The 24,409-nt window shown below is 53.8% G+C and carries 26 protein-coding genes; 12 read left to right on the plus strand and 14 right to left on the minus strand.

Annotation, left to right across the window (positions count from 1 at the left end; translation table 11 throughout):
- Nucleotides 1–68: 68 nt before the first annotated feature.
- The 6 genes from AC2FNV_RS12190 to upp all read left to right on the plus strand — a co-directional run bounded on the left by AC2FNV_RS12190 (nucleotide 69) and on the right by upp (nucleotide 5,800).
- Complete coding sequence (locus AC2FNV_RS12190) at nucleotides 69–1,172, plus strand: cupin domain-containing protein (protein WP_170605019.1); 1,104 nt, start codon at nucleotides 69–71, stop codon at nucleotides 1,170–1,172.
- A 79-nt stretch (nucleotides 1,173–1,251) separates the two neighbouring features.
- The gene (locus AC2FNV_RS12195) at nucleotides 1,252–1,668 is read left to right on the plus strand and encodes a cytidine deaminase (protein WP_170605021.1); all 417 of its coding nucleotides are present in this window, start codon (nucleotides 1,252–1,254) and stop codon (nucleotides 1,666–1,668) included.
- A gap of 4 nt (nucleotides 1,669–1,672) precedes the next feature.
- A complete protein-coding gene (locus AC2FNV_RS12200; protein ID WP_170605023.1) occupies nucleotides 1,673–2,980 on the plus strand; it encodes a thymidine phosphorylase in 1,308 nt (435 codons plus the stop codon).
- Nucleotides 2,977–4,188, plus strand: coding sequence for a phosphopentomutase (locus AC2FNV_RS12205; RefSeq protein ID WP_170605025.1), 1,212 nt, complete (start codon nucleotides 2,977–2,979; stop codon nucleotides 4,186–4,188). Before AC2FNV_RS12200 ends, AC2FNV_RS12205 begins: the two co-directional genes overlap by 4 nt.
- Nucleotides 4,185–5,171: an adenosine deaminase gene (locus tag AC2FNV_RS12210; RefSeq protein ID WP_170605027.1), complete on the plus strand. Its 987-nt coding sequence runs from the start codon at nucleotides 4,185–4,187 to the stop codon at nucleotides 5,169–5,171. Before AC2FNV_RS12205 ends, AC2FNV_RS12210 begins: the two co-directional genes overlap by 4 nt.
- Nucleotides 5,168–5,800: a uracil phosphoribosyltransferase gene (upp, locus tag AC2FNV_RS12215; protein ID WP_170473060.1), complete on the plus strand. Its 633-nt coding sequence runs from the start codon at nucleotides 5,168–5,170 to the stop codon at nucleotides 5,798–5,800. The genes AC2FNV_RS12210 and upp overlap by 4 nt, the downstream gene beginning before the upstream one ends.
- A gap of 6 nt (nucleotides 5,801–5,806) precedes the next feature.
- On the opposite strand, the gene AC2FNV_RS12220 is transcribed toward upp, so the two are convergent.
- The gene (locus AC2FNV_RS12220; protein WP_170473057.1) at nucleotides 5,807–6,820 is read right to left on the minus strand and encodes a hypothetical protein; all 1,014 of its coding nucleotides are present in this window, start codon (nucleotides 6,818–6,820) and stop codon (nucleotides 5,807–5,809) included.
- Between the two features lie 424 nt (nucleotides 6,821–7,244).
- Here AC2FNV_RS12220 and AC2FNV_RS12225 point away from each other — a divergent pair, with 424 nt between their 5' ends.
- A complete protein-coding gene (locus AC2FNV_RS12225; protein ID WP_367648298.1) occupies nucleotides 7,245–8,006 on the plus strand; it encodes a Hint domain-containing protein in 762 nt (253 codons plus the stop codon).
- Nucleotides 8,007–8,056: 50 nt separating this feature from the next.
- Here the strand turns inward: AC2FNV_RS12225 and AC2FNV_RS12230 are convergent, their stop codons facing one another.
- The 8 genes from AC2FNV_RS12230 to AC2FNV_RS12265 all read right to left on the minus strand — a co-directional run bounded on the left by AC2FNV_RS12230 (nucleotide 8,057) and on the right by AC2FNV_RS12265 (nucleotide 15,763).
- Entirely contained in the window at nucleotides 8,057–10,258 is a 2,202-nt protein-coding gene (locus tag AC2FNV_RS12230) for a 3-hydroxyacyl-CoA dehydrogenase NAD-binding domain-containing protein (RefSeq protein ID WP_170605030.1), read from the minus strand.
- Nucleotides 10,251–10,739: a cupin domain-containing protein gene (locus tag AC2FNV_RS12235; protein WP_170605032.1), complete on the minus strand. Its 489-nt coding sequence runs from the start codon at nucleotides 10,737–10,739 to the stop codon at nucleotides 10,251–10,253. The genes AC2FNV_RS12230 and AC2FNV_RS12235 overlap by 8 nt, the downstream gene beginning before the upstream one ends.
- Nucleotides 10,739–11,950 carry an acetyl-CoA C-acetyltransferase gene (locus AC2FNV_RS12240; protein ID WP_170605034.1) on the minus strand — a complete coding sequence of 404 codons (1,212 nt, stop codon included), beginning with the start codon at nucleotides 11,948–11,950 and terminating at the stop codon, nucleotides 10,739–10,741. Before AC2FNV_RS12240 ends, AC2FNV_RS12235 begins: the two co-directional genes overlap by 1 nt.
- A gap of 10 nt (nucleotides 11,951–11,960) precedes the next feature.
- The gene (locus AC2FNV_RS12245) at nucleotides 11,961–12,599 is read right to left on the minus strand and encodes a glutathione S-transferase family protein (protein ID WP_170605036.1); all 639 of its coding nucleotides are present in this window, start codon (nucleotides 12,597–12,599) and stop codon (nucleotides 11,961–11,963) included.
- 68 nt (nucleotides 12,600–12,667) lie between these two features.
- Nucleotides 12,668–12,880 carry a hypothetical protein gene (locus AC2FNV_RS12250; protein ID WP_170473039.1) on the minus strand — a complete coding sequence of 71 codons (213 nt, stop codon included), beginning with the start codon at nucleotides 12,878–12,880 and terminating at the stop codon, nucleotides 12,668–12,670.
- 56 nt (nucleotides 12,881–12,936) lie between these two features.
- Complete coding sequence (locus AC2FNV_RS12255; RefSeq protein ID WP_170605038.1) at nucleotides 12,937–14,718, minus strand: acyl-CoA dehydrogenase C-terminal domain-containing protein; 1,782 nt, start codon at nucleotides 14,716–14,718, stop codon at nucleotides 12,937–12,939.
- A 48-nt stretch (nucleotides 14,719–14,766) separates the two neighbouring features.
- The gene (locus AC2FNV_RS12260) at nucleotides 14,767–15,168 is read right to left on the minus strand and encodes a MerR family transcriptional regulator (RefSeq protein WP_170605040.1); all 402 of its coding nucleotides are present in this window, start codon (nucleotides 15,166–15,168) and stop codon (nucleotides 14,767–14,769) included.
- Between the two features lie 226 nt (nucleotides 15,169–15,394).
- Nucleotides 15,395–15,763 (minus strand): MerR family transcriptional regulator, encoded by a 369-nt coding sequence (locus tag AC2FNV_RS12265; RefSeq protein ID WP_170605042.1) that lies wholly within the window; start codon nucleotides 15,761–15,763, stop codon nucleotides 15,395–15,397.
- 116 nt (nucleotides 15,764–15,879) lie between these two features.
- On the opposite strand from AC2FNV_RS12265, the gene AC2FNV_RS12270 reads away from it, so the two are divergent.
- The 3 genes from AC2FNV_RS12270 to AC2FNV_RS12280 are packed head-to-tail and all read left to right on the plus strand — an operon-like array spanning nucleotide 15,880 to nucleotide 18,137.
- A complete protein-coding gene (locus AC2FNV_RS12270; RefSeq protein WP_170473031.1) occupies nucleotides 15,880–16,299 on the plus strand; it encodes a PaaI family thioesterase in 420 nt (139 codons plus the stop codon).
- The gene (locus AC2FNV_RS12275; RefSeq protein ID WP_170605044.1) at nucleotides 16,300–16,821 is read left to right on the plus strand and encodes a PaaI family thioesterase; all 522 of its coding nucleotides are present in this window, start codon (nucleotides 16,300–16,302) and stop codon (nucleotides 16,819–16,821) included.
- Nucleotides 16,821–18,137, plus strand: a complete 1,317-nt coding sequence (locus tag AC2FNV_RS12280) for an MATE family efflux transporter (RefSeq protein ID WP_170610481.1) — start codon at nucleotides 16,821–16,823, stop codon at nucleotides 18,135–18,137. The genes AC2FNV_RS12275 and AC2FNV_RS12280 overlap by 1 nt, the downstream gene beginning before the upstream one ends.
- Here the strand turns inward: AC2FNV_RS12280 and arsC are convergent.
- From arsC to AC2FNV_RS12300, 4 genes are read right to left on the minus strand one after another with little or no spacing between them, the layout of a single operon-like run.
- Nucleotides 18,134–18,475: an arsenate reductase (glutaredoxin) gene (arsC, locus tag AC2FNV_RS12285; RefSeq protein WP_170605316.1), complete on the minus strand. Its 342-nt coding sequence runs from the start codon at nucleotides 18,473–18,475 to the stop codon at nucleotides 18,134–18,136. The two genes, AC2FNV_RS12280 and arsC, sit on opposite strands and share 4 nt — an antisense overlap.
- The gene (locus AC2FNV_RS12290) at nucleotides 18,472–19,530 is read right to left on the minus strand and encodes a quinone-dependent dihydroorotate dehydrogenase (protein WP_170605048.1); all 1,059 of its coding nucleotides are present in this window, start codon (nucleotides 19,528–19,530) and stop codon (nucleotides 18,472–18,474) included. The genes arsC and AC2FNV_RS12290 overlap by 4 nt, the downstream gene beginning before the upstream one ends.
- Nucleotides 19,527–19,958 carry a DUF1330 domain-containing protein gene (locus tag AC2FNV_RS12295; protein ID WP_170473023.1) on the minus strand — a complete coding sequence of 144 codons (432 nt, stop codon included), beginning with the start codon at nucleotides 19,956–19,958 and terminating at the stop codon, nucleotides 19,527–19,529. Before AC2FNV_RS12295 ends, AC2FNV_RS12290 begins: the two co-directional genes overlap by 4 nt.
- A complete protein-coding gene (locus AC2FNV_RS12300) occupies nucleotides 19,955–20,293 on the minus strand; it encodes a DUF952 domain-containing protein (protein ID WP_170605050.1) in 339 nt (112 codons plus the stop codon). Before AC2FNV_RS12300 ends, AC2FNV_RS12295 begins: the two co-directional genes overlap by 4 nt.
- Nucleotides 20,294–20,401: 108 nt before the next feature.
- Here AC2FNV_RS12300 and AC2FNV_RS12305 point away from each other — a divergent pair, with 108 nt between their 5' ends.
- Nucleotides 20,402–21,979, plus strand: a complete 1,578-nt coding sequence (locus AC2FNV_RS12305) for a bifunctional metallophosphatase/5'-nucleotidase (protein ID WP_170605051.1) — start codon at nucleotides 20,402–20,404, stop codon at nucleotides 21,977–21,979.
- A gap of 49 nt (nucleotides 21,980–22,028) precedes the next feature.
- On the opposite strand, the gene AC2FNV_RS12310 is transcribed toward AC2FNV_RS12305, so the two are convergent.
- Nucleotides 22,029–23,681 carry a tetratricopeptide repeat-containing sulfotransferase family protein gene (locus tag AC2FNV_RS12310; RefSeq protein WP_170605053.1) on the minus strand — a complete coding sequence of 551 codons (1,653 nt, stop codon included), beginning with the start codon at nucleotides 23,679–23,681 and terminating at the stop codon, nucleotides 22,029–22,031.
- A gap of 52 nt (nucleotides 23,682–23,733) precedes the next feature.
- On the opposite strand from AC2FNV_RS12310, the gene AC2FNV_RS12315 reads away from it, so the two are divergent.
- A complete protein-coding gene (locus tag AC2FNV_RS12315; protein ID WP_170473011.1) occupies nucleotides 23,734–24,402 on the plus strand; it encodes an SOS response-associated peptidase in 669 nt (222 codons plus the stop codon).
- Nucleotides 24,403–24,409 lie beyond the last annotated feature (7 nt).

Raw genomic sequence — 24,409 nt, forward strand, 5'->3', positions numbered from 1 at the left:
CTTTTCAATTGGCATTTTGGCTGCCGTTCTGATCGGATGGCCAAAAACCGAAATTGACGAGACATCATATGACATCGCGCCAGAACCACAGTCAGACTAAAGCGGAAATACGCCTTCCAACGCAGGAATTGCGAGACGACATTCCCTTTTTCACCAAGGTTTTGGGCATGCGGATGGATATGATCTATCCGGCTGATGATCCGCGGGTTGCGGTGTTTTCCGGGCACGGGCTGCGCGTGCGAATTGAAAAGGATGCCCCAGAGCCACCTGGCACCCTGCGTATTCTCACCGATCGTCCGGATGAATTTGCCGATGGCCAACGCGCTTTGGTCGCGCCTAATGGCACAAGGGTGGAAATTGAAGAACTCGATCCACCCATGGTTATGCCGGAAACAGTGCATTCCTTTGTCGTGCGACGACTTAAGGATCAGGCTCCCTGGATAATTGGGCGGGCAGGCATGCACTATCGTGACCTTGTTCCAGATAGGCTGGGCGGGTCTATCATTGCCAGCCACATTCGCATTCCAGATGGCGGACCGGTGCCTGACATGGTTCATTTCCACAAAGTCGGGTTTCAGCTGATCTTTTGCATCAACGGATGGGTTGATGTTGTGTATGAGGATCAAGGCAACAAGCTGCGGTTGACAACGGGCGACTGTTTTATCCAACCACCCGAGATCCGCCATCGTGTTCTTGAGGCCTCAGACAATGTGCAGGTCATCGAAATCGGTGTGCCTGCTGAACATGTCACTGAAATCGATCATGAGATGAGTTTGCCAACGCCGCACTTCCGACCTGAACGGGAGTGGCAGGGGCAGCGGTTTGTGTATAATCAAGCCAAAGACGCCGTCTGGCAGCAATTTCGTTTGCCGGGGTATATATGCCGCGATACGACAATTGCAGAGAACACCAAAGGCGTTGCGGGGGTTCAGGTTGTTCGCAGGGGTCAAGGCGATCCAGTTTGGACCAGCCACGACACCGACATTCATTTCACATTTGTCATGAACGGAGAGGTGACGCTCAACGGTGAGGGGCGGGACCCTTTCAGGCTGGAACAGGGTGATGCCTTTGTCATACCACCGGGGATGTTCACGAAGCTTGACGAACCCACGGATGATGTTGAGCTGCTTGAGGTGACTTTGCCGGGAACGTTTGAAACCACGTTAAAATAGCTGCAAATCTGGTAGGAATGTAACTGTCTGGGCCTTAACTCCTCCAATTCTTTCTACTAGGTTGAAATTTTCTGACCATATGATCAAAAAATGGGAAATCGTCATGTCGCTTAAAGAAGCTGCCTTGTCTGTCCGCGAAAAGGCCTATGCGCCATATTCGAATTTCAAGGTTGGCGCGGCTTTGCGGTCGACCTCTGGTGAAATTTTTTCAGGCTGCAATGTTGAAAACGTGGCCTATCCAGAAGGCACTTGCGCAGAGGCAGGCGCAATTGCTGCAATGGTCGCAGCCGGTGAGCAAAAGCTGGCCGAAGTTTACGTGGTCGCCTCAAGCCCTCAACCGGTACCGCCTTGCGGGGGATGCAGACAAAAGCTGGCCGAGTTTGGTAACCGGGATGTCAAAGTGACTCTGGCAACTGTCGAAGGCGATGAGTTTGAAACTACGATCGGCCAGCTTTTACCGGGAGCATTCGACGCTTCGCATATGGAGGATAGCTGACGCAATGGACGCGCGTTCGATCATCGCAAAGCTGCGTCGTGAAGAAGTACCCAGCAGCGAGGAACTTTATTGGTTTGCGCAAGGGCTGGCTGATGGCAGCGTCAGCGATGCGCAAGCTGGGGCCTTCGCAATGGCAGTTTGCATGGGTGGGTTGGGGTCTAAAGGGCGTGCCGATCTGACCATTGCGATGCGCGACAGCGGCGATGTTCTAAGCTGGGACGTGGATGGCCCTGTAATCGACAAACATTCGACCGGTGGAGTTGGTGATTGTGTCAGCCTTTTACTAGCTCCGGCTTTGGCCGAATGCGGTGCATATGTTCCGATGATCTCGGGCAGGGGTTTGGGTCACACAGGCGGTACGCTTGATAAGCTGGAAGCAATCCCCGGTGTAAGCACCCAAATTGGACAGGATCGACTGCAGCAAGTGTTGCGTGACACTGGCGCGGCAATTGTAGGTGCAACTGGCCAAATAGCCCCAGCAGATAGGCGATTGTACGCAGTGCGCGATGTAACTGCCACGGTTGAGAGCCTGGATTTAATCACGGCATCCATTTTGTCAAAAAAACTAGCGGTCAGCCCTGACGCTCTTGTACTGGATGTCAAGGCAGGTAGCGGCGCTTTTATGAAAACCGTTGAGGCCGCCCGCGATCTCGCCAAGGCGTTGACCGAGACTGCCAATGCCGCAGGATGTCGAACGAGCGCTGTTATAACGGATATGTCGCAGCCTCTTGCCCCAGCTTTGGGTAACGCGCTGGAAGTGGCCGAAGTTATGAAAGTTCTCACTAGCGGCAATATTTCACCTTTGGTTGAGATTTCAGCCGAACTTGGCGGCGTACTGCTAGTGGATGCAGGCCTGTGTGACACATTGGAAGAAGGTCGCACACGAATTGCCACAATCATACGCGACGGTAAGGCCGCTGAGCGATTTGGCCGCATGATGGCTGCGGTGGGTGGCCCTGTCCAGTTTGTCGACAACTGGGCCCGCTTTTTACCCGAAGCGAATGTGATCCAAGAGGTTTCTGCGCCTCGTGGTGGATACATTGCGGCGTTTGACGGCGAAGCTCTGGGTCTCACCGTTGTTTCGTTGGGCGGAGGACGTCAGGTTGAAAGTGATATCATAGACCCAGCAGTTGGGATATCGGGACTGCTTCGACTCGGACACCGGGTGGCCAAGGGCGAACCCATTGCCGTTGTCCACGCCGCCCGCGAGGATGTAGCCCGTCGGGCAGAAGCAGGTATTTTGGCTTCCGTTACAATATCTGACACTCCTGTTGAGATACCCGATCTTGTCCATGAAAGGATTACTGCATGACACGTGCATTCCTTTTGGTCATGGACTCGGTTGGGATTGGTGGCGCAGAGGATGCCGACGTTTTTTTTAACGGTGAAATCCCAGACGCAGGCGCCAACACCGTAGCCCATATTGCCCAGGCTTGCGCGGACGGTCACGCCGAAGACGGACGCTCTGGTCCGCTCTTCCTTCCCAATCTTGACGGGTTGGGGCTGGGCGCGGCTGTGCGATTGGCCTCAAACGCGTCCACGCCGGGGTTGAACGGTAAACCTATCGGAAAATGGGGATGCGCGCGCGAGCATTCTCGGGGCAAGGACACGCCTTCTGGTCACTGGGAACTTGCGGGGTTGCCGGTGCCGTGGGATTGGCATTACTTCCCTGACACCGTCCCGGCATTTCCTGCTGATCTAAGCCAAGCGGCCGCGTCGGCGGCCGGTGCGGACGGTATCTTGGGCAATTGCCATGCCTCAGGTACGGCAATCATTGCCGAACTGGGGGCCGAACACATGCAGTCGGGACGGCCGATCTGTTATACATCAGCAGACAGTGTTTTTCAGATTGCTGCGCATGAAGAGACATTTGGACTAGATCGGTTGCTGGAGATGTGTCGTACGCTTTCTCCACGCCTGCACGAAATGAAAGTCGGACGGGTTATCGCACGTCCCTTTGTCGGAACTCCCGATTTGGGGTTTACGCGCACCACGAACCGGAAGGATTTCGCGATATTGCCTCCTGCGCCTGTTCTTACAAACTGGGTGCAGGATGCGGGACGGCACGTCTACGCATTAGGTAAGATTGGCGATATCTTTTCGATGCAAGGGATTGATGAGCTTTACAAAGGTTCAGATGCTGAATTGATGCAGCATTTGTCCAAGCTGACAGATGAAGCTGCGGAAGGGAGCCTGACTTTTGCAAACTTTGTTGAGTTTGACAGCTTATATGGTCACCGCCGCGATATCAGCGGATATGCACGTGCGTTGGAGTGGTTTGATCGCGAAATTGGATTGATCCTAAACAAGCTTTGCCCAAATGACCTGTTGCTGTTGACTGCGGACCATGGCAATGACCCAAGCTGGACTGGCACCGACCATACCCGGGAACAGGTACCTGTATTGATAGCCGGGCAGGGGGGCGGCGAGATCGGGCAGGTAAATTTTGCTGACATCGCAGCCAGTGTCGCGCACCATCTGAACATCCCGGCACAGGGTCCGGGTAGGACTTTTTTATGAATGTAGCCGAGCTGCCCAAAATTGAATTGCACCTACATCACGAGGGTGCGGCCCCGCCGGCGTTCATACGTCAGCTTGCCCATGAAAAACGTGTCGACTTGAGTGGGATATTCAAGTCAAACGGATCGTACGACTTTCGCGATTTTTCCCATTTCCTCAACGTTTACGAGGCGGCGTGCCAAGTCCTTAATTCGCCTGAGGATTTTCGCCGTCTTACTTTGGCTATATTAGAGGAAAGCGCTGAAAACGGAGTGATTTACTCGGAAACTTTCCTCAGCCCGGATTTCTGTGGCGGCGGCGACTTGTCCGCGTGGAAAGATTATTTAAGCGCCATTCAGGACGCGGCAGAAGAGGCGGAGCGTAAGTTTGAAATTACTTTGCGCGGCGTGGTGACTTGCGTTCGCCATTTCGGGCCAGAGCAATCAAAGCGCAGCGCGTATTGCGCAGCCGAAACTGCCGGAGATTGGATTACTGGTTTCGGCATGGGCGGGAACGAGTCTGTTGGTGCACAAGCAGATTACAAGTGGGCCTTTGACTGTGCACGCGAAGCTGGCCTGCAATTGACAACACACGCTGGTGAGTTTGGCGGACCAGAAAGTGTTCGGGACGCGATCCGGCATCTGGGTGTTGAACGGATTGGCCACGGTGTTCGAGCTATTGAAGATCCGGACCTGGTGCACGAGTTGATTGATCGCGGAATCACGCTCGAAGTCTGTCCAGGCTCGAACGTGGTGCTTGGGCTGTATCCAGAGTTCGACTCGCACCCAATTGCGAAGTTGCGCGATGCCGGAGTAAAGGTAACCGTTTCAACAGACGACCCGCCGTTTTTTCACACCACAATGCGGCGTGAATATGAGATGTTGCACCAAGCCTTTGGCTGGGACGCTGAAGATTTCGCTGCGTTGAATAATACCGCATTGGAAGCGGCATTTTGCGATGATGCAACCCGCGAGAAAGTAAAAAAGAGACTGGAGAAACAATGAGCGACCATCTGACTGTCGTAAATCACCCGCTGGTACAGCACAAACTGACGCTCATGCGGGACAAAGGCACTTCGACAGCGGTTTTCCGGCAATTGCTGCGTGAGATAACTTTGCTACTGGCTTATGAAGTCACACGTGAGATGCAGCTGACCACACGCCACATCGAAACGCCGATGGAAGAGATGGATGCGCCTATTCTAGCGGGTAAAAAACTGGCTCTTGTATCGATATTGCGCGCCGGAAACGGTATGCTGGATGGGGTTCTGGAATTGATCCCATCTGCCCGCGTGGGTTTCGTCGGACTATATCGCGATGAAGAGACGCTGAAACCTGTTCAATATTATTTCAAGGCCCCGGAAGGTTTAAAGGACCGTTTAGTAATCGCCGTTGATCCGATGCTGGCGACTGGCAACAGCTCTGCCGCCGCCGTCGACCTGCTGAAGGAAGCAGGTGCGGTCGACATCCGCTTTTTATGCTTGCTTGCCGCTCCGGAAGGAGTCGAAAGGATGAAAGAGGCGCATCCGGACGTGAAGATCGTTACTGCAGCGGTTGATCGCGAATTAAACTCGAAGGGTTACATCATGCCAGGGCTTGGCGATGCTGGTGACCGTATGTTCGGTACCAAATAGCGCTGATCACTGACCGCAGATGTTCTGCAGTTGGATCCAATCACGATCCGGCAATACCTGTTCCAACTCTCTGCCAGCCATCGGGTCGGCTTCAATCAGGCCAAGCACAGATTCTCCGGTAACGTCACGTGCGTAGGCATATGGAGTGGAAGGCATGGCAGCCTGTGCGAACATCGCCAGAAGATCAGTATCTGAAACGTTTGGGATCGGTTCGGTCAGGACCTGCTCGGTATAACTGTCTATGATGTCGGATGTTAACTCGCCCGTGGTCAGCAGGCGGAACGCGGCAATAGGCCCAGTACGATCCAGCAATTCGTCCAGCGGATTCTGTGCTGCCGCTTGTGCGCGGGCTGCAAGGACGTATCCAGCAGCAACAGCGGGGTCTTCGTGGTCTTCAACCAAAGCGCGGTTTAAAACCACAGTTCCGCCAGGTAAGCTAAGGGCGTCGGGCACACCGGCAGGCACAATCACAATTTGTTTGACACCCGTCCTGTTCGCCAGTTTCTGCAACGATACCATCGCTTCCCTTGAGGTGCAGGCTTTTCCCGATACACGCTCGATCCTTTTCAGGACAGCAGCGGCTATTTCTTGGTGTTTGATTTCCGGAACAACTGAAACAACATGATTTTGCAAAGCGTGAGGCAACCACAAGAACAATACAGCCAAAACGGCGAACACAACCCCGCCAACCGAAGCCCAGCGCAGGCGGCCCGGATGAGGCCGGGACCGGTCGATCGCGCGTTGTAGTCGATCGATGGCTTCCAGCATCGTGGTCTCTGACTTTGGCAGTTCAAGCGTCTCGTCCGGATCGCCATCTGGGTTGAAAATTGCCGGGAAGGAGCCCGGATTTTGGCGAACCAAGGCAGCTAGTGACCAGTGTGTCAGTGCGCGGTCGTTAAAATCCGAGATTGTCAGCGTTGCCTCGCCGATCGAAACGACGACCTCGCGTCGTTGCTCTTCGGGTGAAGAGCGCCACAAACCCGTGGCTTCGATCCGCTGGAATTGTTTAAGGGCGGTCATGTTGAAATGCTGCTCGAATTATTTTTTTCAATTCTAGCATGTTGCAATCCCTCGGCGCAAACTTGTTGCGACCGGAATAGCCCATGGGCTGGAACAACTAAGCGCGCATTGGCCAGCTGTTTAGTCAAGAACCCGACGAAGAAAATGCTCTTGCACAATAAGCCGCTGGAACAGAATGAATGATTGCTTCAAATCGACTCAGAATCGGAAAATGCGGGAAATCCATTCCAGGCTTTCGTTTCCAAAAGCGGCCCAAAGTATGGGTTGAGATCAATTTTGTTTGCTAAGAAAGTGATATTGCGCCGATTTAGGCCGTATGCCGGCTCAAATGTGGCCAAAAGAAGTCTCGCTCTCCGTTTTCATGCTAGCACTGTTTGGTCGTTATGAAGGTGCCACTAAAGGGAGCCGGCACGTGTTAAAAGTAGTGAGTTTACCTGATTCTTCTGTTCAATCGGTCAGTATTCAGCGGGCGGTCAGCCAGCGCGCAGTATCCGCGAGACGTGGCGGATTTGTGCATGGGACTAAGATAGCAACGCCAGAAGGCTGGAAGTCGGTGGAGCACATGGCGCCGGGAGATCTTGTCCGAACATTGAACGACGGTGTACGGGAAATACGCCGGATTTCTACAGATACGGTTGCAATTCCTTCAGGTGAAACAAGAGCCGAGTGTCTGCCGGTTCATGTGCCATCTCAGGCTGTCGGCAACAAGCGGCCGGTCTGGCTTCTGCCAGAACAAGGCGTGGCAATGAAACTTAAAAAGCTTGATTCTTCCATGAGTGGCCTGTCTATCGTTCCCGCCAGATTGCTTGGCGGCAAAGGCGAACTGCGATCGCATGCTCCCGCGACAATGTTTGAAGTCACAACTTTGTTTTTCGATCAAGCTGAAGTGATAATCATCGAAGGCGGTTTGCTGGCATATTGCACGGCCTGCCGATTTCGCCGGCAAGCTGCGGTGGGACAGCCAACCTACGAGGTTCTGGGTGATGACGCCGCCGCAGAATACATTGAAGCGATGGCAAGAAATGGCAATTTTTCGGCAATTACAGACCCCTCGGTCGCACCACCGAAGGTCATCCACAAAAATTCAGTTTCCCCTATGCGCCCGACGCTAGGGGTTCGACGTTCAGGTCGCCCGGGTCGCCCAAGTGCAACTGTTCTGGTCATGCGTGCAAGACAGCAGAATTGATGGAATGTTAAGGATGCAGGCAGGTGGCTTCACACGCCTGCATCAATTTGTCAGGCAGCCTTTGTTTCTGGGTTGAACCGACCGTAAAAGCTCTGACCGTTTTCAGCCATTTCACGCAGCAACGGTGGGCAAGCGAAACGTTCACCGAATTTTTCGGTCAACTGGTCGCAGCGCTCGGCCGCATATGGGGTGCCTATAATGTCCAGCCAGCTCAGCGGTCCACCCGACCATGGGGCAAAACCCCAGCCGAGGATAGCGCCAACATCCCCTTCACGGATATCTTCCAGAACGCCTTCTTCAAGAGCGCGGACAGCTTCGAGAACCTGAGCGAACATTAAACGTTCCTGCACTTCAATCAGGTCAGGCTGGTTGTCGGCATGCGGGTACTTCGCCTGCAATCCTTTCCAGTATTCAGTGCGTTTGCCCTTGTCGTCATAGTCAAAAAAGCCGGCATTTGCCTTTCGACCAAGACGGCCCTCTGCTTCCATCCAGAAAATTAGGTCATCGGCTGGACTTTCTTGGTATGCGTCCCCCATTGCAGCCTTGGTAGCGCGCGCAATCTTGGCCCCCAGATCAATGGAAGTTTCGTCATTCAGTTGAATTGGACCAACTGGGAAGCCAAGTTGACGCGCGGCATTGTCGACCAATACCGGGCTGACCCCTTCGGTGATCATCCGCAACCCTTCGTTGATGTAAGGAATGATGCAGCGGTTCGCATAGAAGAAACGCGCATCGTTAACGACGATTGGGGTTTTGCGGATTTGTCGCACGTAATCCAATGCCTTGGCGACCGCCCGATCCCCTGTTTCCTTGCCTTTGATGATCTCAACAAGAAACATCTTTTCCACTGGCGAGAAGAAGTGGATGCCGATGAACTGGTCCGGTCGAACGGATGCCTTAGCCAGATCGGTGATCGGCAGAGTCGAGGTGTTCGAGGCAAAGATACAATCCTCTGGTATGATCGCTTCGACCTTCTTTGTCATTTCTGCTTTAACGCTCGGATCCTCGAACACGGCTTCAATGATCAGGTCGCAGCCCTTTAGTATATCCAGATCGTGTGTTGCAGTAATGCGGGCCAACATGCCTTCTTTTTTCTCAGCTGTGGTCTTGCCGCGTTTTATGCCCTTGTCCAGGTAGGCCTCGGTATAAGCTTTACCCTTGTCGGCGGCTTCTTGGTCGCGATCGATCAGAACGACTTCCATCCCAGCCTGCGCCGAAACCAAAGCGATACCTGCACCCATCATTCCCGCACCCAGGACACCGATCTTCTTAACCGATTGGTCTGGAACGCCCACTGGACGTACAGCACCCTTCTCCAATGCTTCTTTGTTTAAAAAGAGCGAGCGGATCATTGCACCCGATGACGGATTCATCAGCACCGAGGTGAACCATCGTGCTTCGATCTTAAGTGCCGTGTCAAAATCAACCAGCGCTCCTTCATAGACCGCGCTCAGCAATGCCTTGGCTGCTGGGAATGCTCCTTGGGTTTTACCGTTCACCATTGCGGAAGCGCCGACGAAGTTCATAAAACCTGCAGGATGGTATGGCGCACCGCCGGGCATTTTATAGCCTTTTGCATCCCAAGGTTTTACCAAATCGGCATCCTTGGCGTTCAGCACCCACTCCTTTGCGGCTGCAACCGGATCTTCTGCGATGTCATCAACGTAACCTGCACCTTTTGCCTTTTTAACATCCAACATCTTGCCTTCCAGCAACAAGGGCGCCGCTGCAATGGGGCCTACTTTGCGGACCATTCGGGTTGTTCCACCCGCGCCGGGGAAAATGCCGACCATTATCTCGGGTAGCCCATATTTTGCCTTCGGGTTTTCAGCGGCAAAGATGCGGTGCGTAGATAAAGGCAGCTCCATACCAATGCCAGCCGCCGTACCGGGCAGGGCAGTCGCGATCGGTTTGCCACCCTTCTTTGTCTTGGGGTCCATGCCCGCCAATTCAATCTTACGCAGCAGGGCGTGCATTTGCATTGTGCCTTCAAACAGTCCTTTGGCTGGGTCGTCGCCCGCCTGTTCCTTCATAACGGCCAAAAGGTTCAGGTCCATCCCGCCAGCGAACGATCCTTCCTTGCCAGAAGTGATGACGACGCCCTTTACTTCGTCATCGGCCAACGCCTGGTCGATTAGGTCACTCAACTGCGCCAAGCCGTCAAACGACATCACATTCATAGTTTTCCCCGGCACATCCCAGGTGATCAGGGCGACGCCGTCGCCGTCTTTCGTCAGAGTGAAATCAGTCATTGTCATCTCCAATCTGGTCAGCCGTCAGCGGGCTGCCGTCTTTCCGCGTGAAAGAGAATCCGTTTTCGTCATCCTTCACCATCATATCTATGTCGCTGTAATAGCCGGTCTCGGTCGGGGTCCGCGTTCCGACCACAAGAAAGGTCGCGGGCACGTCGGTCTTGTTCACAAGGTGGTGGCCGTTCGGTTCCCCTGCGGGCCAAGCAGCGCAGTCACCGGGTTGCATCTGGTGTTCACCACTATCGTCAACCAGTACGCAGGTGCCGCTGAGCATGATTGCGAATTCGTCCTGCTCCATGTGGTAGTGGCGCAGTGAGGACATACCCTGCGGCTCCAAACGAACGATGTTTGCACCGTACTGAGTCAGCCCGCCCGCATCACCGACGCGCTGCACGAAACGACCAGCAGTCGCCTCAGCCAACTTGCCGGGATAGGACGAGCCGCCCTTGAAAGGGATCCGAGAAAGGTCAAGCTTTGGCATCAGACGCGCTCAATGATAGTTGCGGCGCCCATACCCGACGCGATGCACAGAGTTGCCAGACCAGTTTCCTTGTCCTGACGCTCCAATTCGTCCAACAAAGTGCCGATGATCATCGCACCGGTCGCACCCAGCGGGTGACCCATGGCAATTGAGCCACCGTTGACGTTGACTAACTCAGGATCAACATCAAACGCCTGCTGGAAACGCAAAACGACCGAGGCAAAGGCCTCGTTCACTTCGAAAAGGTCCAGATCGCTGATCTGCATGCCGTTATCCGCAAGGATTTTCTCGGTGACGGGCACCGGACCGGTCAGCATGATGGTCGGATCGGTACCGATTTTGGCAGTCGCCTTGATACGGGCCCGGGGCTTCAGACCATATTTTCCGCCAAATTCCTTGTTGCCTATCAGGACTGCAGCTGCGCCGTCGACAATGCCAGAGCTATTACCTGCATGGTGGATGTGGTTGATCTTTTCCAGATGCGGGTACTTCAACATAGCCACCTTATCAAAGCCCGGCATTTGCTCTCCCATCATTGCGAATGAGGGATTTAATGCGCCAAGGCTTTGCATATCGGTGCCAGGGCGCATGTATTCATCGCGGTCCAAAATGGTCAGACCGTTTTGATCCTTGATGGTAATCACCGACTTTTCGAAACGGTTCTCTTCCCAAGCCTTCGCCGCGCGTTTTTGCGACTCGACCGCCAAGGCATCGGCCTGATCACGATCAAACCCGTACTCGGTGGCGATGATATCAGCCGATATTCCCTGCGGAACGAAATATGTTTCTATCGCCAGTGAGGGGTCAACAGCAATTGCGGCTCCATCGCTACCCATGGCGACGCGCCCCATCATTTCAACTCCACCGGCAATATAGGCCTCTCCGGCGCCACCTTTGACTTGGTTTGCCGCCAGGTTCACTGCTTCCATGCCCGAAGCACAAAACCGATTGATCGCTAGGCCAGGAATGGACTGGTCCAGATCTGATGCCAGAACCGCCGAACGCGCCAGGCAGCCGCCTTGTTCCATCACTTGTGTGACGTTACCCCAGATCACGTCCTCGACAGCGTGACCTTCTAAATTATTGCGCTCTTTCATAGCGTTAAGGGTTTGTGCGGACAGGCGCACCGAAGTTACTTCGTGCAGGCTGCCATCTTTCCGACCCTTGCCGCGTGGGGTACGCAGGGCGTCATATATATATGCTTCGGTCATGGGTGTCTCCTTAAGCGCGATCCGACGGGTTGCCGGGCATCAGGTCATAGGGGTGTTTCCAGCCGGGTTGCTCAGACAATCGAGTCAACCAAGCGTCGATATTTGGCCAGTCGGCGCGATCAAAGCCGAATGGTTCGGGGTAATACAGGTATCCGCAGCAACTAAGATCCGCGTTGGTTACGCCATCGCCAACGATCCAGTCGCGGCCATCGAGGTGGGAGTCCAAAATCTGATAAGCAGCCTTCAGACGCCCTTGATTGAAGGCGATCACATCCGGGTTACGGTGTTCTTCCGGTAAAAAATTTACCAAGAATCTAGTCATTCCTGCCATCGAGCTAAGTTTGTGGTTATCCCACAGCACCCAGCGAAGTACCTCGTAGTTCTCTTCGCGGGAAGCACCGCCGAATTTTCCTGATTTCTCGGTTACGTAAGCCTGTATGGCGCCGGATTGGCTGGTTCGAAAATCGCCATCAATGAGGAAAGGTGCCTCTCCCATCTCGTTAATACTGTCTCGGAATTCCTGCTTACGTGTTTCGCCGTTGAAAAAGTCGACAAATACCGGCTCCCACTCCAATCCGGACATTTCCAGCGCCAACGCTGCCTTGTAGGAGTTTCCGCTTTCTCCGAAACAGTGCAATTTGATGGTCATGCAATCGCCCCTCCCGTGGCGCTATTTGTCTTTTTCTCCGCTCGTCTGATGGCGAGCGAGCTTGAGGATCAACGCTTTCGCGATTCCAGTTCGGAATTAAAGATACGTAACCTGTGGGTCAGGTTGTCTTCATCAATCACGCTGTTGAAATTCTCAAATAAAAACGAAAGGGCCTCGCCTTCGTCCAAACCCGCTTCGCGCGAAAAACTTTTTAGTTTGCGATACCCGTCTTCGGTCATCGCAACGGGAAAGCGTCTGGTAAGGCGAAAGCGTTTCGGCATTTGGTGCCCTTCGGTGAGCCGGGTCCGGGCACGTTTGCCGGGACCCGAGGTTGAGGTCAAAAGTTTGCTGCGTCCAGCGCCATCACCGTGTCTGCACCGGTCTGAATCCGCGCCAAATGCATTGCCGTAGCGGGCAATCTGCGAGCCATGTAATAGCGACCGGTACTGATCTTGGTCTCGTAGAAATTCTTATCTGACGCGCCAGCTTCCAGAGCATCTCCGGCGGCCTTGGCCATCTTTGCCCACATCAGGCCCAAACAGACATGGCCGAACATATGCATGAAATCATAGGAGCCGGAAAGAGCGTTGTTCGGGTTCTTCATACCCTCTTGCATGAAATACATTCCAGCGGCCTGCAGGTCTTTCGACGCGGATTTCAGAGGTTCAATGAAGTCCTTGTCGTAAGCTTCGTCTTTGCCGCCGTTTTCTATGCAAAAGTTCTTGACCATTTCGAAAAAGGCCATGACGTGCTTGCCACCATCCTGCGCCAGCTTTCGGCCGACAAGATCCAGCGCCTGAACGCCGTTTGCGCCTTCGTAGATCATCGCGATGCGCGCATCGCGAGTGTATTGCGACATGCCCCATTCTTCGATGTAGCCGTGACCACCATAGACCTGCTGCGCCTTAACGGTCATGTCATAGCCTTCATCGGTCAGAAAGCCTTTGATCACCGGTGTCAGCAAAGAGATCAAGCCGTCAGCGTCCTTATCGCTTGAACGATGCGCTTTATCGATCATAGTGGCGCCCCAAAGAATGAATGCACGTGCGCCCTCGGTAAAGCTTTTCTGGTCCATCAAACTGCGGCGGATATCTGGGTGTACGATCAGCGGATCGGCGGGACCGTCGGGGTTTTTTGGACCTGTCACGTCTCGACCCTGCAGGCGATCCTTGGCGTATTCCAGCGCGTTCTGAAACGCGGCCTCGGCCTGAGACAGACCCTGCATACCAACGCCCAGTCGTGCCTCGTTCATCATTGTGAACATGGCGCGCATGCCTTTGTGCTCGTCGCCCAGCAGCCAGCCGGTCGCTTCGTCATAGTTCATGACACAGGTCGAATTGCCGTGGATGCCCATCTTTTCTTCGATTTTGCCGACCGAAACACCGTTCCGCTCACCCAGCGAGCCGTCCTCGTTTACGACGAACTTGGGCACGATGAACAGAGACACGCCCTTGATGCCCTCGGGGCCACCGGGAATCTTGGCCAATACTAAGTGTATTATGTTGTCGGCCATGTCGTGATCACCCGCCGAGATGAAAATCTTCTGACCGGAAATCTTGTATGAACCGTCATCTTGCTGCTCTGCCTTGGTTCGCATCAGGCCCAGATCGGTGCCGCAATGGGGTTCGGTAAGGTTCATGGTGCCTGTCCATTCACAGCTGACCATGTTGGGCAAGTACTTGTCTTTTTGCGCATCGGACCCGTGCGCCAAAATTGCCGAAGCCGCGCCGTGGGTCAGGCCTTGGTACATCACGAACGCCTGGTTTGCGCCAGAAAACATCTCGCCCACTGCGGTGCCTATGACATAAGGCATATTCTGCCCGCCATATTCCTCTGGCATGTCAAGGCCAGTCCAGCCACCTTCCTTCATTTGCTCAAATGCATCCTTAAAGCCGGTGGGGGTGTAGACGATGCCATTTTCTAAACGACAGCCTTCGGTGTCACCCACCGTGTTCAGCGGGTGAAGAACGTTTGAGGCTACTTTTCCAGCCTCCTCCAGAACTGCGGCGGTAAAATCTGCCTCCAACTCGTCATAGCCCGGAATGTCAGATTCCGAAACTTTGAGAACATCATGCAGAATGAACTGAGTGTCCTTTGTCGGCGCGTTAAATACGGGCATTTGAAGCTCCCTTAATTCAGATGTTCGGGTGGCAGGCTGGCGAGAGGATCACTCGGCCGCCTTCTTTTCCTGTTTCATCGAGGCGATAACTTTTTCGCCCCACCGCAACTGCTCTTTCAGATCGTCGATGGCCTGAGTCAGTTCTTCGCGTCGTAATTCCATGTCTGCCAGTCGCTCGCATGCTATTTCATAGGTGCGGGACATCTGGGTCAGTTGCTGATCACCTACGTGATACAAATCCAGAAGCTGGCGAATTTCTTCTAGGCTGAAGCCAAAACGCTTGCCGCGCAGGATCAATTTCAGCCGTGCGCGGTCGCGTTTGGTGAACAGACGTTTTTGGCCTTCACGGATTGGAAATAAAAGTTCCTTGGCCTCGTAGAACCGTAAGGTGCGTGGCGTGACGTCGTATGTCGCGCACATTTCTCGGATTGTCATCAGTTCTTCGGTCATTTTTCAAACTCTCATCACTGGCGTCTGTGTCTGAATTGCGCAGTCGATGGAGAACATACAACACTTAGATGACGTTTACGTAATGCAAACGCTACGTCACTTTTTAGTTGACGTAACATCAGGTCACGTCATCCCGCGTTTTGGGTAAGATTATTCCTCTGTGTAGAGGTCGGCATTGGCTTGGGACCGATGTCAAGACCAGACGCTTTAGAAGTGCTCGGGCGTTTCAGCGTATCGAGTTTGCGGTCTGGTCGCGTAATTCCTGCAACGCGTCCATTGCCTCGTCCAATTGTTGCCGTTGCTTTCTCAGCTCTTCCATCTGACGATCAGCCATTTCAACAAAGGTTGCCATTTGCGCTTCGTTCCCTTGATCTTCATAGATCAGTAACCACTGGCGAATTTCTTCCAGCTGAAAGCCAAATTTCCGACCGCGCATGATCAGTTTCATGCGTGCACATTCTCGTGGCCCGTAGAACCGTGATCGCCCGTCGCGATCCGGTTGCAGCAGTTCAATATACTCGTAGTAACGCAGGGTGCGTGGAGTCACTTCGAACTCTGCACACATTTCTTTGAATGACAAACGGTCGTCGGACATCCCTGGTCTCCTCCGCAGCAAACCTAGGGCGTCGTGGCTTCAAGCGCAACAGGTGGGCTTGCCCTTTGCCGGACCTGCGGCTCATAAAGGGCGTGCACAGTACGGGACGCAACACTATGGTCAATAAGACAGAATTAGCGCGCCAATTTATCGAGGCCATTCCCCATGCCAAAGCGCTGGGCCTAGATTTAACCCATATCGGCGAAGGCGAGGCCGAGATTTCCATGCCTTATAATGAACAATTGATCGGAGACCCGCGAACAGGTGTCATTCATGGCGGGGCAGTTTCGACCATGCTGGATACATGTTGCGGTGCAGCAGTCATGAGCCACCCATCGACCCCGGGAGGCACGGCTACGATTGACCTGCGCATTGACTACATGCGCGCGGCGACGCCGGGGCAGAGCATTCGGACGCGTGCAACTTGCTATCACATTACCCGCAACGTTGCTTTTGTGCGGGCAACCGCAACTGACGATGACGCTGACCGACCTGTTGCTACCGCATCGGGCGCCTTTACCGTGGAGGGTCGGTGAATGGCGCGTCCTCGTCCCGAACCCATGCAAGTGGTCAAACAACGCCGTGATGCCGCGTTAACGGCGCTGGTCGAAGGCGTGCCGTATATTCGTTTCCTCAACATCGGTTTTGACCGGCGCGGGGACGAACTGACCGGCATTTTGAATTACGATGAGAAGTTGATCGGAAATCCGTTTTTGCCTGCCTTGCATGGCGGCGTTACGGCGGCATTTCTCGAAGTGACAGCTGTAATCACCCTGAGCTGGGAAAACATGTTCCCCAAAATCGAAACTGGCGAAATCGACGCTAATGACATTGTGACTGATGAGAGGATCCGGTTTCCCAAAACAATTGATTTCACGGTTGATTACTTGCGTTCGGGCTTACCGCGCGATGCGTATGCGCGGGCCTTTATCAATCGGTCTGGGCGCAGATATGCATCGGTCCGGGTCGAGGCGTGGCAGGACAACCATGCCAAGTTGTTTGCGCAGGGAACAGGACATTTCCTGATGCCGCAGGACCCAGAGACCCAGCCCCGGTGATGGAGGACGCAGCAGCGCCTATTACGCATCGGCGGGTGTTAAAGATCGCGGCGCCGATTGTTCTGTCCAACGCCACGGTTCCAATACTAGGGGCGGTTGACACAGGCGTGGTGGGACAGATGGGGCAGGCCGCGCCGATCGGAGCCGTGGGTATGGGCGCAGTAATCCTGGCGTCGATTTACTGGATATTCGGTTTTCTGCGCATGGGCACGACGGGTCTGGCCGCGCAAGCCAGAGGCGCGGGTGATACTGCGGAAACCGGAGCCTTGCTGATGCGCGGCCTTCTGTTGGGCGGAGTTGCAGGCTTTTTCTTTATCATCATTCAGGTTTGGGTGTTTTTAGGCGCGTTTGCCTTATCTCCGGCCAGCCCAGAGGTGGAGATGCTGACCCGTGATTACTTGCAGATACGAATCTGGGGGGCGCCGGCAACTATCGCGCTGTATGCAATTACCGGATGGTTGATCGCCATTGAGCGGACTCGGGGCGTGTTCTTACTGCAAGTCTGGATGAATGGTCTGAACATTCTTTTGGACCTTTGGTTCGTCCTTGGATTGGGTTGGGGTGTTGAAGGGGTCGCAGTTGCCACCCTGATTGCGGAATGGACAGGGCTGGCCCTCGGGCTTTGGCTTTGCGGTGACGCTTTCGGCGGTAACCAATGGCGAGATTGGCCGCGTATATTTGACGCCTCACGCCTGCGCCGCATGATGCAAGTCAATGGTAACATAATGGTGCGATCGGTGTTGTTGACCGGTGCATTCACTACGTTTATGTTCGTTGGGTCTGATCTGGGAGACGTGAACCTCGCCGCAAATCAAGTTCTGCTTCAATTTCTTGAAATCACAGCGTTTGCATTGGACGGCTTCGCTTTTTCTGCTGAGGCGTTGGTGGGTGGAGCGGTTGGCGCAGGTGATCGCGCACGCGTCCGACAGGCGTCAATGATGGCTTCTCAGTGGGGTTTGGGTGGCGCGGTTGTCTTGGGGCTTGTGTTTTTTCTGGCCGGGCCTGCCCTGATCGATCTTATGGCGACATCTCCAGAAGTACGTGAAGCGGGTCGCGAATTTCTGTTTTGGGCGGCCCTTGCACCGATCATCGGTGTGGCCAGTTGGATGTTCGATGGCATTTACATCGGCGCGACTTGGACGCGCGAGATGCGAAACGCTATGATCCAATCGGTTTCCGTTTATGTGATTGCCTTGGCGATCTTGGTTCCGGCATTTGGAAACCATGGCCTTTGGGCGGCACTTATGGTTCTGAACATTGTGCGCGGTGTTACATTGGGCTGGCGCTATCCGCGGCTTGAGGCGCAGATCGGCTAAAGCAGAGCCAGCAAGTTTTCAGGAGGGCGTCCGATGACTGCTGTATCTCCGGAAATTCCTACTGGGCGTTCGATCAAGATTGGGTTGTCAACCATGGCTCGGATCAGCTCTGCATCCGTCGTAGTTTTAGCTAGCCCGACCTCTTTAAACAGTCTTTCACCGGTGCGGACCATTCTGATGACAGGTAGGTCGAGTTTTTCTAGAACATCTCGCAACTCGTCTTCGGTCGGCGTATCTTCGAGATATTTACGAATGTTGAGGACTGCGCCTTTCTCCTCCAACAATGCCAATCCGATGCGTGACTTAGAGCAGCGCGGGTTGTGCCAATATTCGATCAAAGCCAATCCTTTCTTTTTGTTCCAACCGCATACGCCACGTTTTCAAAGCCGTCACGTTCCAACAACTTATCCAGGCCGATCGCAATTTCTGCAGCTAGTGAAATTCCGCCGAATACCATCGCAGTGTAGAACTGCACAGCCGACGCGCCCGCACATATTTTGTCATAGGCTTGTTGTGCAGTGCTGATGCCGCCGACGCCGATCAGAGGGATATTCCCCTCAGTCAGTTCACTTAGTCTAGCCAGGACGCGGGTGGATTTTTCGAACAAAGGTGCGCCTGACAGGCCGCCGGCCTGATGTTTGTGTGCACTTTGCAAACCGTCTCTCGACAGAGTGGTGTTGGTGGCGATCACTGCGTCTACACCGGTTTCCTGGGCAACGTCCGCGATGTCTTGCAACTCGTTATCGGTAAGGTCTGGTGCAATTTTCAGAAATATCGGCAAGGCGCGAGGCAGTTCGTCACGCGTTTCTATTACGTTATTCAGCAAGGCGCTGAGCGCGGCTTTGCCTTGCAGGTCGCGCAGTTTCTCTGTGTTAGGCGAAGACACGTTTACTGTAGCGAAATCAAGATGTTTTGCGCAATGCAACAGCACTTTGGAAAAGTCTGCAGGCCTGTCATCGCTATCCTTGTTTGCGCCTAGGTTCAAACCGATCACGGCATCTGACGGACGGTTGGCCAAACGCTGCGATATGATCTCCATCCCCTCGTTGTTGAAGCCAAATCGATTGATGGCCGCCGCATCCTCGGTCAATCGGAAAAGGCGCGGTTTGGGGTTGCCTGATTGGGGGCGGGGAGTGGCTGCCCCGACCTCGATAAATCCGAATCCTACGCGCGAAAGTGGGCCTAATGCCTCAGCATTTTTGTCAAATCCGGCGGCCAGACCCACTGGGTTGGGAAGGTCCAAGCCCGCAACCCGTGTGCAAAGGCGCGGAGACGTAACCGGGCCGGGCATAGGCGCCAGTCCGGATTTTAACGCTTTGATGGATAGCCCATGGGCCGTTTCCGGATCCAACATATGCAGCGCGGAAAGCCCAAGTTTCTCGGTCAGTTTCATCCGAACGAAGTTCCACTCTGACTGGGCGCGCAGCGGATCAACCGCGAAGTATCCACGGCAGCTTGCCTGTGCACTACCGCTTTTTGATAGTCTGGGTCAGTTACCATCTGCAGAAAAACGTGTGCTGTGGGGTAACGGGCAATGAAAACCTCATCCCAAGACTCGTTGCCTGGGCCTATTAACGTTGTCTGAAAAGTTCCTCGCCACAGGATTGTCGCCCCCAATCGCGCGATAATCGGAGCGGTTTCTAAACCATAGCGATGATATGCCTCGGCCCCGGTCAGCCTCGCGTCAGCAAGCGTATGACCTTTGGGATAAACTGCATTGGCCCGAAAACGAACAAGGTTCAGCATCTCGATTGGATGATCGCGATCGAGTGCTTTGAATGCTTCGAATTGTTTGCGCTCGGGATCAACGAAACCCGTCATTTCATTTCCTCTGGAAACACATGCGCCTGGCCTTCAAGTGGCAGGGGACGCGACCATATCACATCGGTCATTCGAATCTGGCGGTATAGATGCGGAAACAGCGCCCCGCCACGTGACGGTTCCCACGTCAGATCGCTGCCCATGGAATCTGGATCGCAGGCTAACAGCGTTAATCCCTCGACCCCCGAGAAATGCTTAGCTGCGGTTTCAGCGGCCTGCTCGGCGGTCGAGAAATGGACATATCCGTCCGAGACATCAATCGGTGCGCCGTCGGTCGCTCCATCCGCCTGCAGCTTTGCCCATTCTTCAGCCCTAAAAATCTTGTAAATAAGCATGGCCCTGTGATGCCCGGGTCAAAGCGCGGAATCAAGACGGATTTCCCCCTTTGACTCTTTACCGCTGACGTCGCACGATCTTGGCAATCAATAACAGGGAGTTTCTCAATGCTTACCAGATTTCTGGCTACAGCCGCAGTTTTCGGTCTAACCGCAGGGGTGGCGGCAGCAGATTATAAACTGACGATTCTGCACACCAATGACTTTCATGCTCGTTTCGAGCCGATCAACAAATATGACAGTGGCTGCGGAGAGGAAGACAACGCCGAGGGCAAATGCTTTGGCGGCTCGGCACGTTTGGTGACTGCGGTGAAAGAAGCGCGCGATCGTGCCGACAACTCTATTCTTGTGGATGGCGGCGACCAATTTCAAGGTTCGTTGTTCTACACATATTACAAGGGAAAGGTTGCAGCCGAGTTCATGAACAAACTTGGTTACGACGCGATGACGGTTGGCAATCACGAATTCGACGACGGGCCCGAAGTTCTTCGTGGGTTCATCGATTCAGTAGATTTTCCAGTATTGATGTCGAACGCGGACATTAAGGATGAAGAGCTGCTAACGGACAAAATAAAGAAATCGACCGTTATTGAAATTGGCGGTGAAAAGATTGGTTTGGTTGGCCTTACCCCCGAAGATACGCACGATCTGGCCTCGCCCGGTCCGAATATCACTTTTTCTGATCCTGTGCCCGCCGTTCAAGCCGAAGTCGAAAAACTGACTGCTGAGGGCGTAAATAAGATCATCGTTCTAAGTCATTCCGGCTACGGAGTTGACCAGCGCGTTGCGCAAGAGACGACTGGTGTCGATGTGATTGTGGGCGGACATTCGAACACTTACCTGTCTAACGTATCCGATAAGGCAGTTGGCCCTTACCCCACCGTTGTGAACGGTGTTCAAATTGTCCAAGCCTACGCATACGGCAAGTTCCTGGGCGAGCTAAATGTGACCTTCGACGACGATGGAAACGTCATCGAAGCAAGCGGTGAGCCTCTGATCATGGACAACACCGTGACAGAGGATCAGGCGGCGCTAGACCGAATTGCAGAGCTGGCAAAACCACTGGAGGAAATCCGAAACAAGGTTGTGGCAAATTCGGCGGCCGCCATTGAAGGTGACCGTGCGATCTGTCGCGTTCAGGAATGCGAGATGGGCAACCTAGTGGCAGACGCGATGTTGGCACGCGTGGCCGATCAGGGCGTGCAACTGGCGATCGCCAACTCAGGTGGTTTGCGGGCGTCGATCGATCCGGGCGACGTGACTATGGGCGAGGTGCTGACTGTACTGCCATTCCAAAACACTCTTTCGACGTTTGAAATAAGTGGTCAGGGCGTAATCGACGCACTTGAAAACGGTGTTAGCCAAGTCGAAGAAGTCAAAGGCCGCTTCCCTCAGGTCGCTGGAATGACTTTTACTTGGGATCCCGCAGTTGCCCCAAACGAAGGCCGAATTGTCGAGGTGTTGGTTGCCAAAGGAGATGGCTTTGAGCCGATTGACCCGGCGGCGACTTATCTGGTTGTCACGAATAATTACGTTCGCAATGGCGGCGACGGCTACAAAATGTTCGAGGGCGACGACAAAAACGCCTATGATTTTGGCCCCGACCTTGCCGACGTAACAGCTGAGTACCTAGCCGAAAACGCGCCATATCAGCCTTATCTGGATGGACGTATAAAACAGAAGTAAGTTGGCTCAACCTTTTAAGGCCGCCTGTCACGGGCGGCCTTTTTTCATTTCAATTCAAATCGTATTCTGGCCAGAGTGAACGGTCCAAGTCATCCAGCATGGGCTTCAAGTGATCTTCGACTTTGCGCCAACCACCAATGGACCGGGTCGTAATTGCTCTGCGAACCCGATCGGCGCTGGCCGTTCGCACCTGTTTAGTGTTTTCTTCTGGGTGGATCATGCGTTCGGTCCAGCCTATTCCGCAAAAGGCAGCCACTTTTCGGCTGTAAGCTTCGGGATTGCCAACGAGGTTTTCGTAGGAAATCGCCATGATGCGTTCACCGAAAATCCGATCCCAATGATTCATATATTGGCGATACAAGTTGGCCGAATGGGCAATCGCCCTTAGGTTCGAGGAATACCTCATGCCGAGTGCCGGAAATCGTCGTGTCCATTTGGACAACCCAACATCACGGGGATCGCGTAAGATATTGATAAATTTGGCGTTTGGAAAGGCGGCCGCCAAGAAACCAAGAAGTTGATAGTTGTGTGGCATCTTGTCGATGAACGCAGTTGCGCCATCTGGTAGTGGCGGCATCAAGTTGCAGTAATCCCGCGCAAAAGCTTTCGCGTCCTGTTCATTAAAGGACTTTTGATCATCAATAAAAGGTCGGGACAAATCCCCAGCCAGAGACAGCTCGCCGCAGCCGAAAACTTCATTTACTACGCTTAGCATCATTTCCATCAGCGTAGTACCCGAGCGAGGTTGCCCGACTACAAATATGGGCATCGGGGTCGAAGTTTCATCCGATTCAGGGAGCGTATTGTCGATTGGGAATAGGTTGCGAATGCGGTTCAGCTGATCTTCTTCTGCGGCGGGGTCGTAGGGGTTTACCTGATGTTGAGCGGTATTGGCGCGCGCGAACTGGGGCATTGCCGCAGCCAGACTATCCATACGGGATATCAAATGGGCCTTGGCGAACTCCAAGTCTACATCGGTGTGTGGCTGCGCGGCGATGGCCGTTTCAACATTGTTCAGCAGTTCTTGCGCTTCGTCTCGATCGGCCATCGTCGCCAATTGATGCAGGGTCTTTGCATGCTGGCTATCTGACTGCAAAACATCGTGGAGCATTTTCGTGCTGCCGTGGATATCGCCCGAATGACGCAGATCGATTGCCATTTGACAGGCGATTTCGGTATTGTCGGGGGCAAGCTCGTATGCGCGAGCATAATCAGCGGAACTTTGTGCTAAAAAACCGACGCGTCCGTAAGCGCGACCCCGGTTCAGGTATAACACCGGGTTTTCAGGTTCAGCAGTCAAACGCTGAGTCGTATAGTCGATGATCTGCCGACTATTGGTTCCTTTCATGCCGATCTCGTCAATGACCCTGGTTAGCTCGCTATTGTTTGGGAATTGCCTGAGCTTCTTTTCCGCGTAAGTCAGCGCTTGCGGAATTTGACCCGTCTGCATCAAGGCGTTTGCCAGATTTTCAGCGAATTGTGCGTCTTCAGGCTTAATTCGCGCGGCTTCGACGAAATGCGAAATCGACTGTCGATAACGTTCCATTTGTGTCAGGGCAAATCCCGCTATTGCGTGGTAATCCACATCATTAGGAAATTTCTTGGCACCAAGCTGCGCCTTTTTCACTGCCTGTGGAAATTTCCCAGACTTAAGATCACTTAACGCTTTGCTCTTTAGGGATTTCGCTGTTTGTTGTGCCATAGGGCGCATTTTCCGCGTACGTGCTGACAAGAATGGTTATCAAATCATTAACATGTGTGGAAGATTTGCAATAACACTTCCGAACGATGCGATGGCTCAGCTGTTCGCCGCACGTCCGGCCAACGATTTGCCGCATGTTCCCAATTTCAATGTGTGTCCAACGAACTTGGTGCACGTGGTGCGTTCATCGGACGGCGCGCGTCGTCTGGATGCGCTACGATGGGGGTTTCTGCCGCATTGGTACAAAACAGAAACTGCTGGGCCATTGTTGATCAATGCCCGGGCTGAGACCTTGGCCGACAAACCCGCCTTTCGCGCTGCTTGCCGCGAAAGGCGATGCCTGGTTGTTGCGACGGGTTTTTACGAATGGACTAAATCCGAGGATGGGCAAAGGTTACCATGGTACATCCACCGCCACGACAGCGGGGCCATCGCTTTTGCCGGCGTTTGGCAGGATTGGGGGCCTGAAACCGCACGGCAGAGAACCTGTGCGATCGTTACGACAGCGGCGAACAAAAAACTCGGCAATATTCACCACCGGATGCCTTTGATACTAGAGCCCGAGGATTGGGCGCTCTGGTTGGGGGAGGCCGGGAAAGGAGCTGCAAAACTTATGTGTCCGGGTGCAGAGGAAATTCTGGAATTCCATCGTGTCGGACGCGCAGTAAATTCCAACCGTGCTTCGGGACCGGGATTGATAGAACCTGTCCAAGGTGACTAACTGCAAC

The organism is Ruegeria sp. BHSA163, assembly GCF_059613365.1.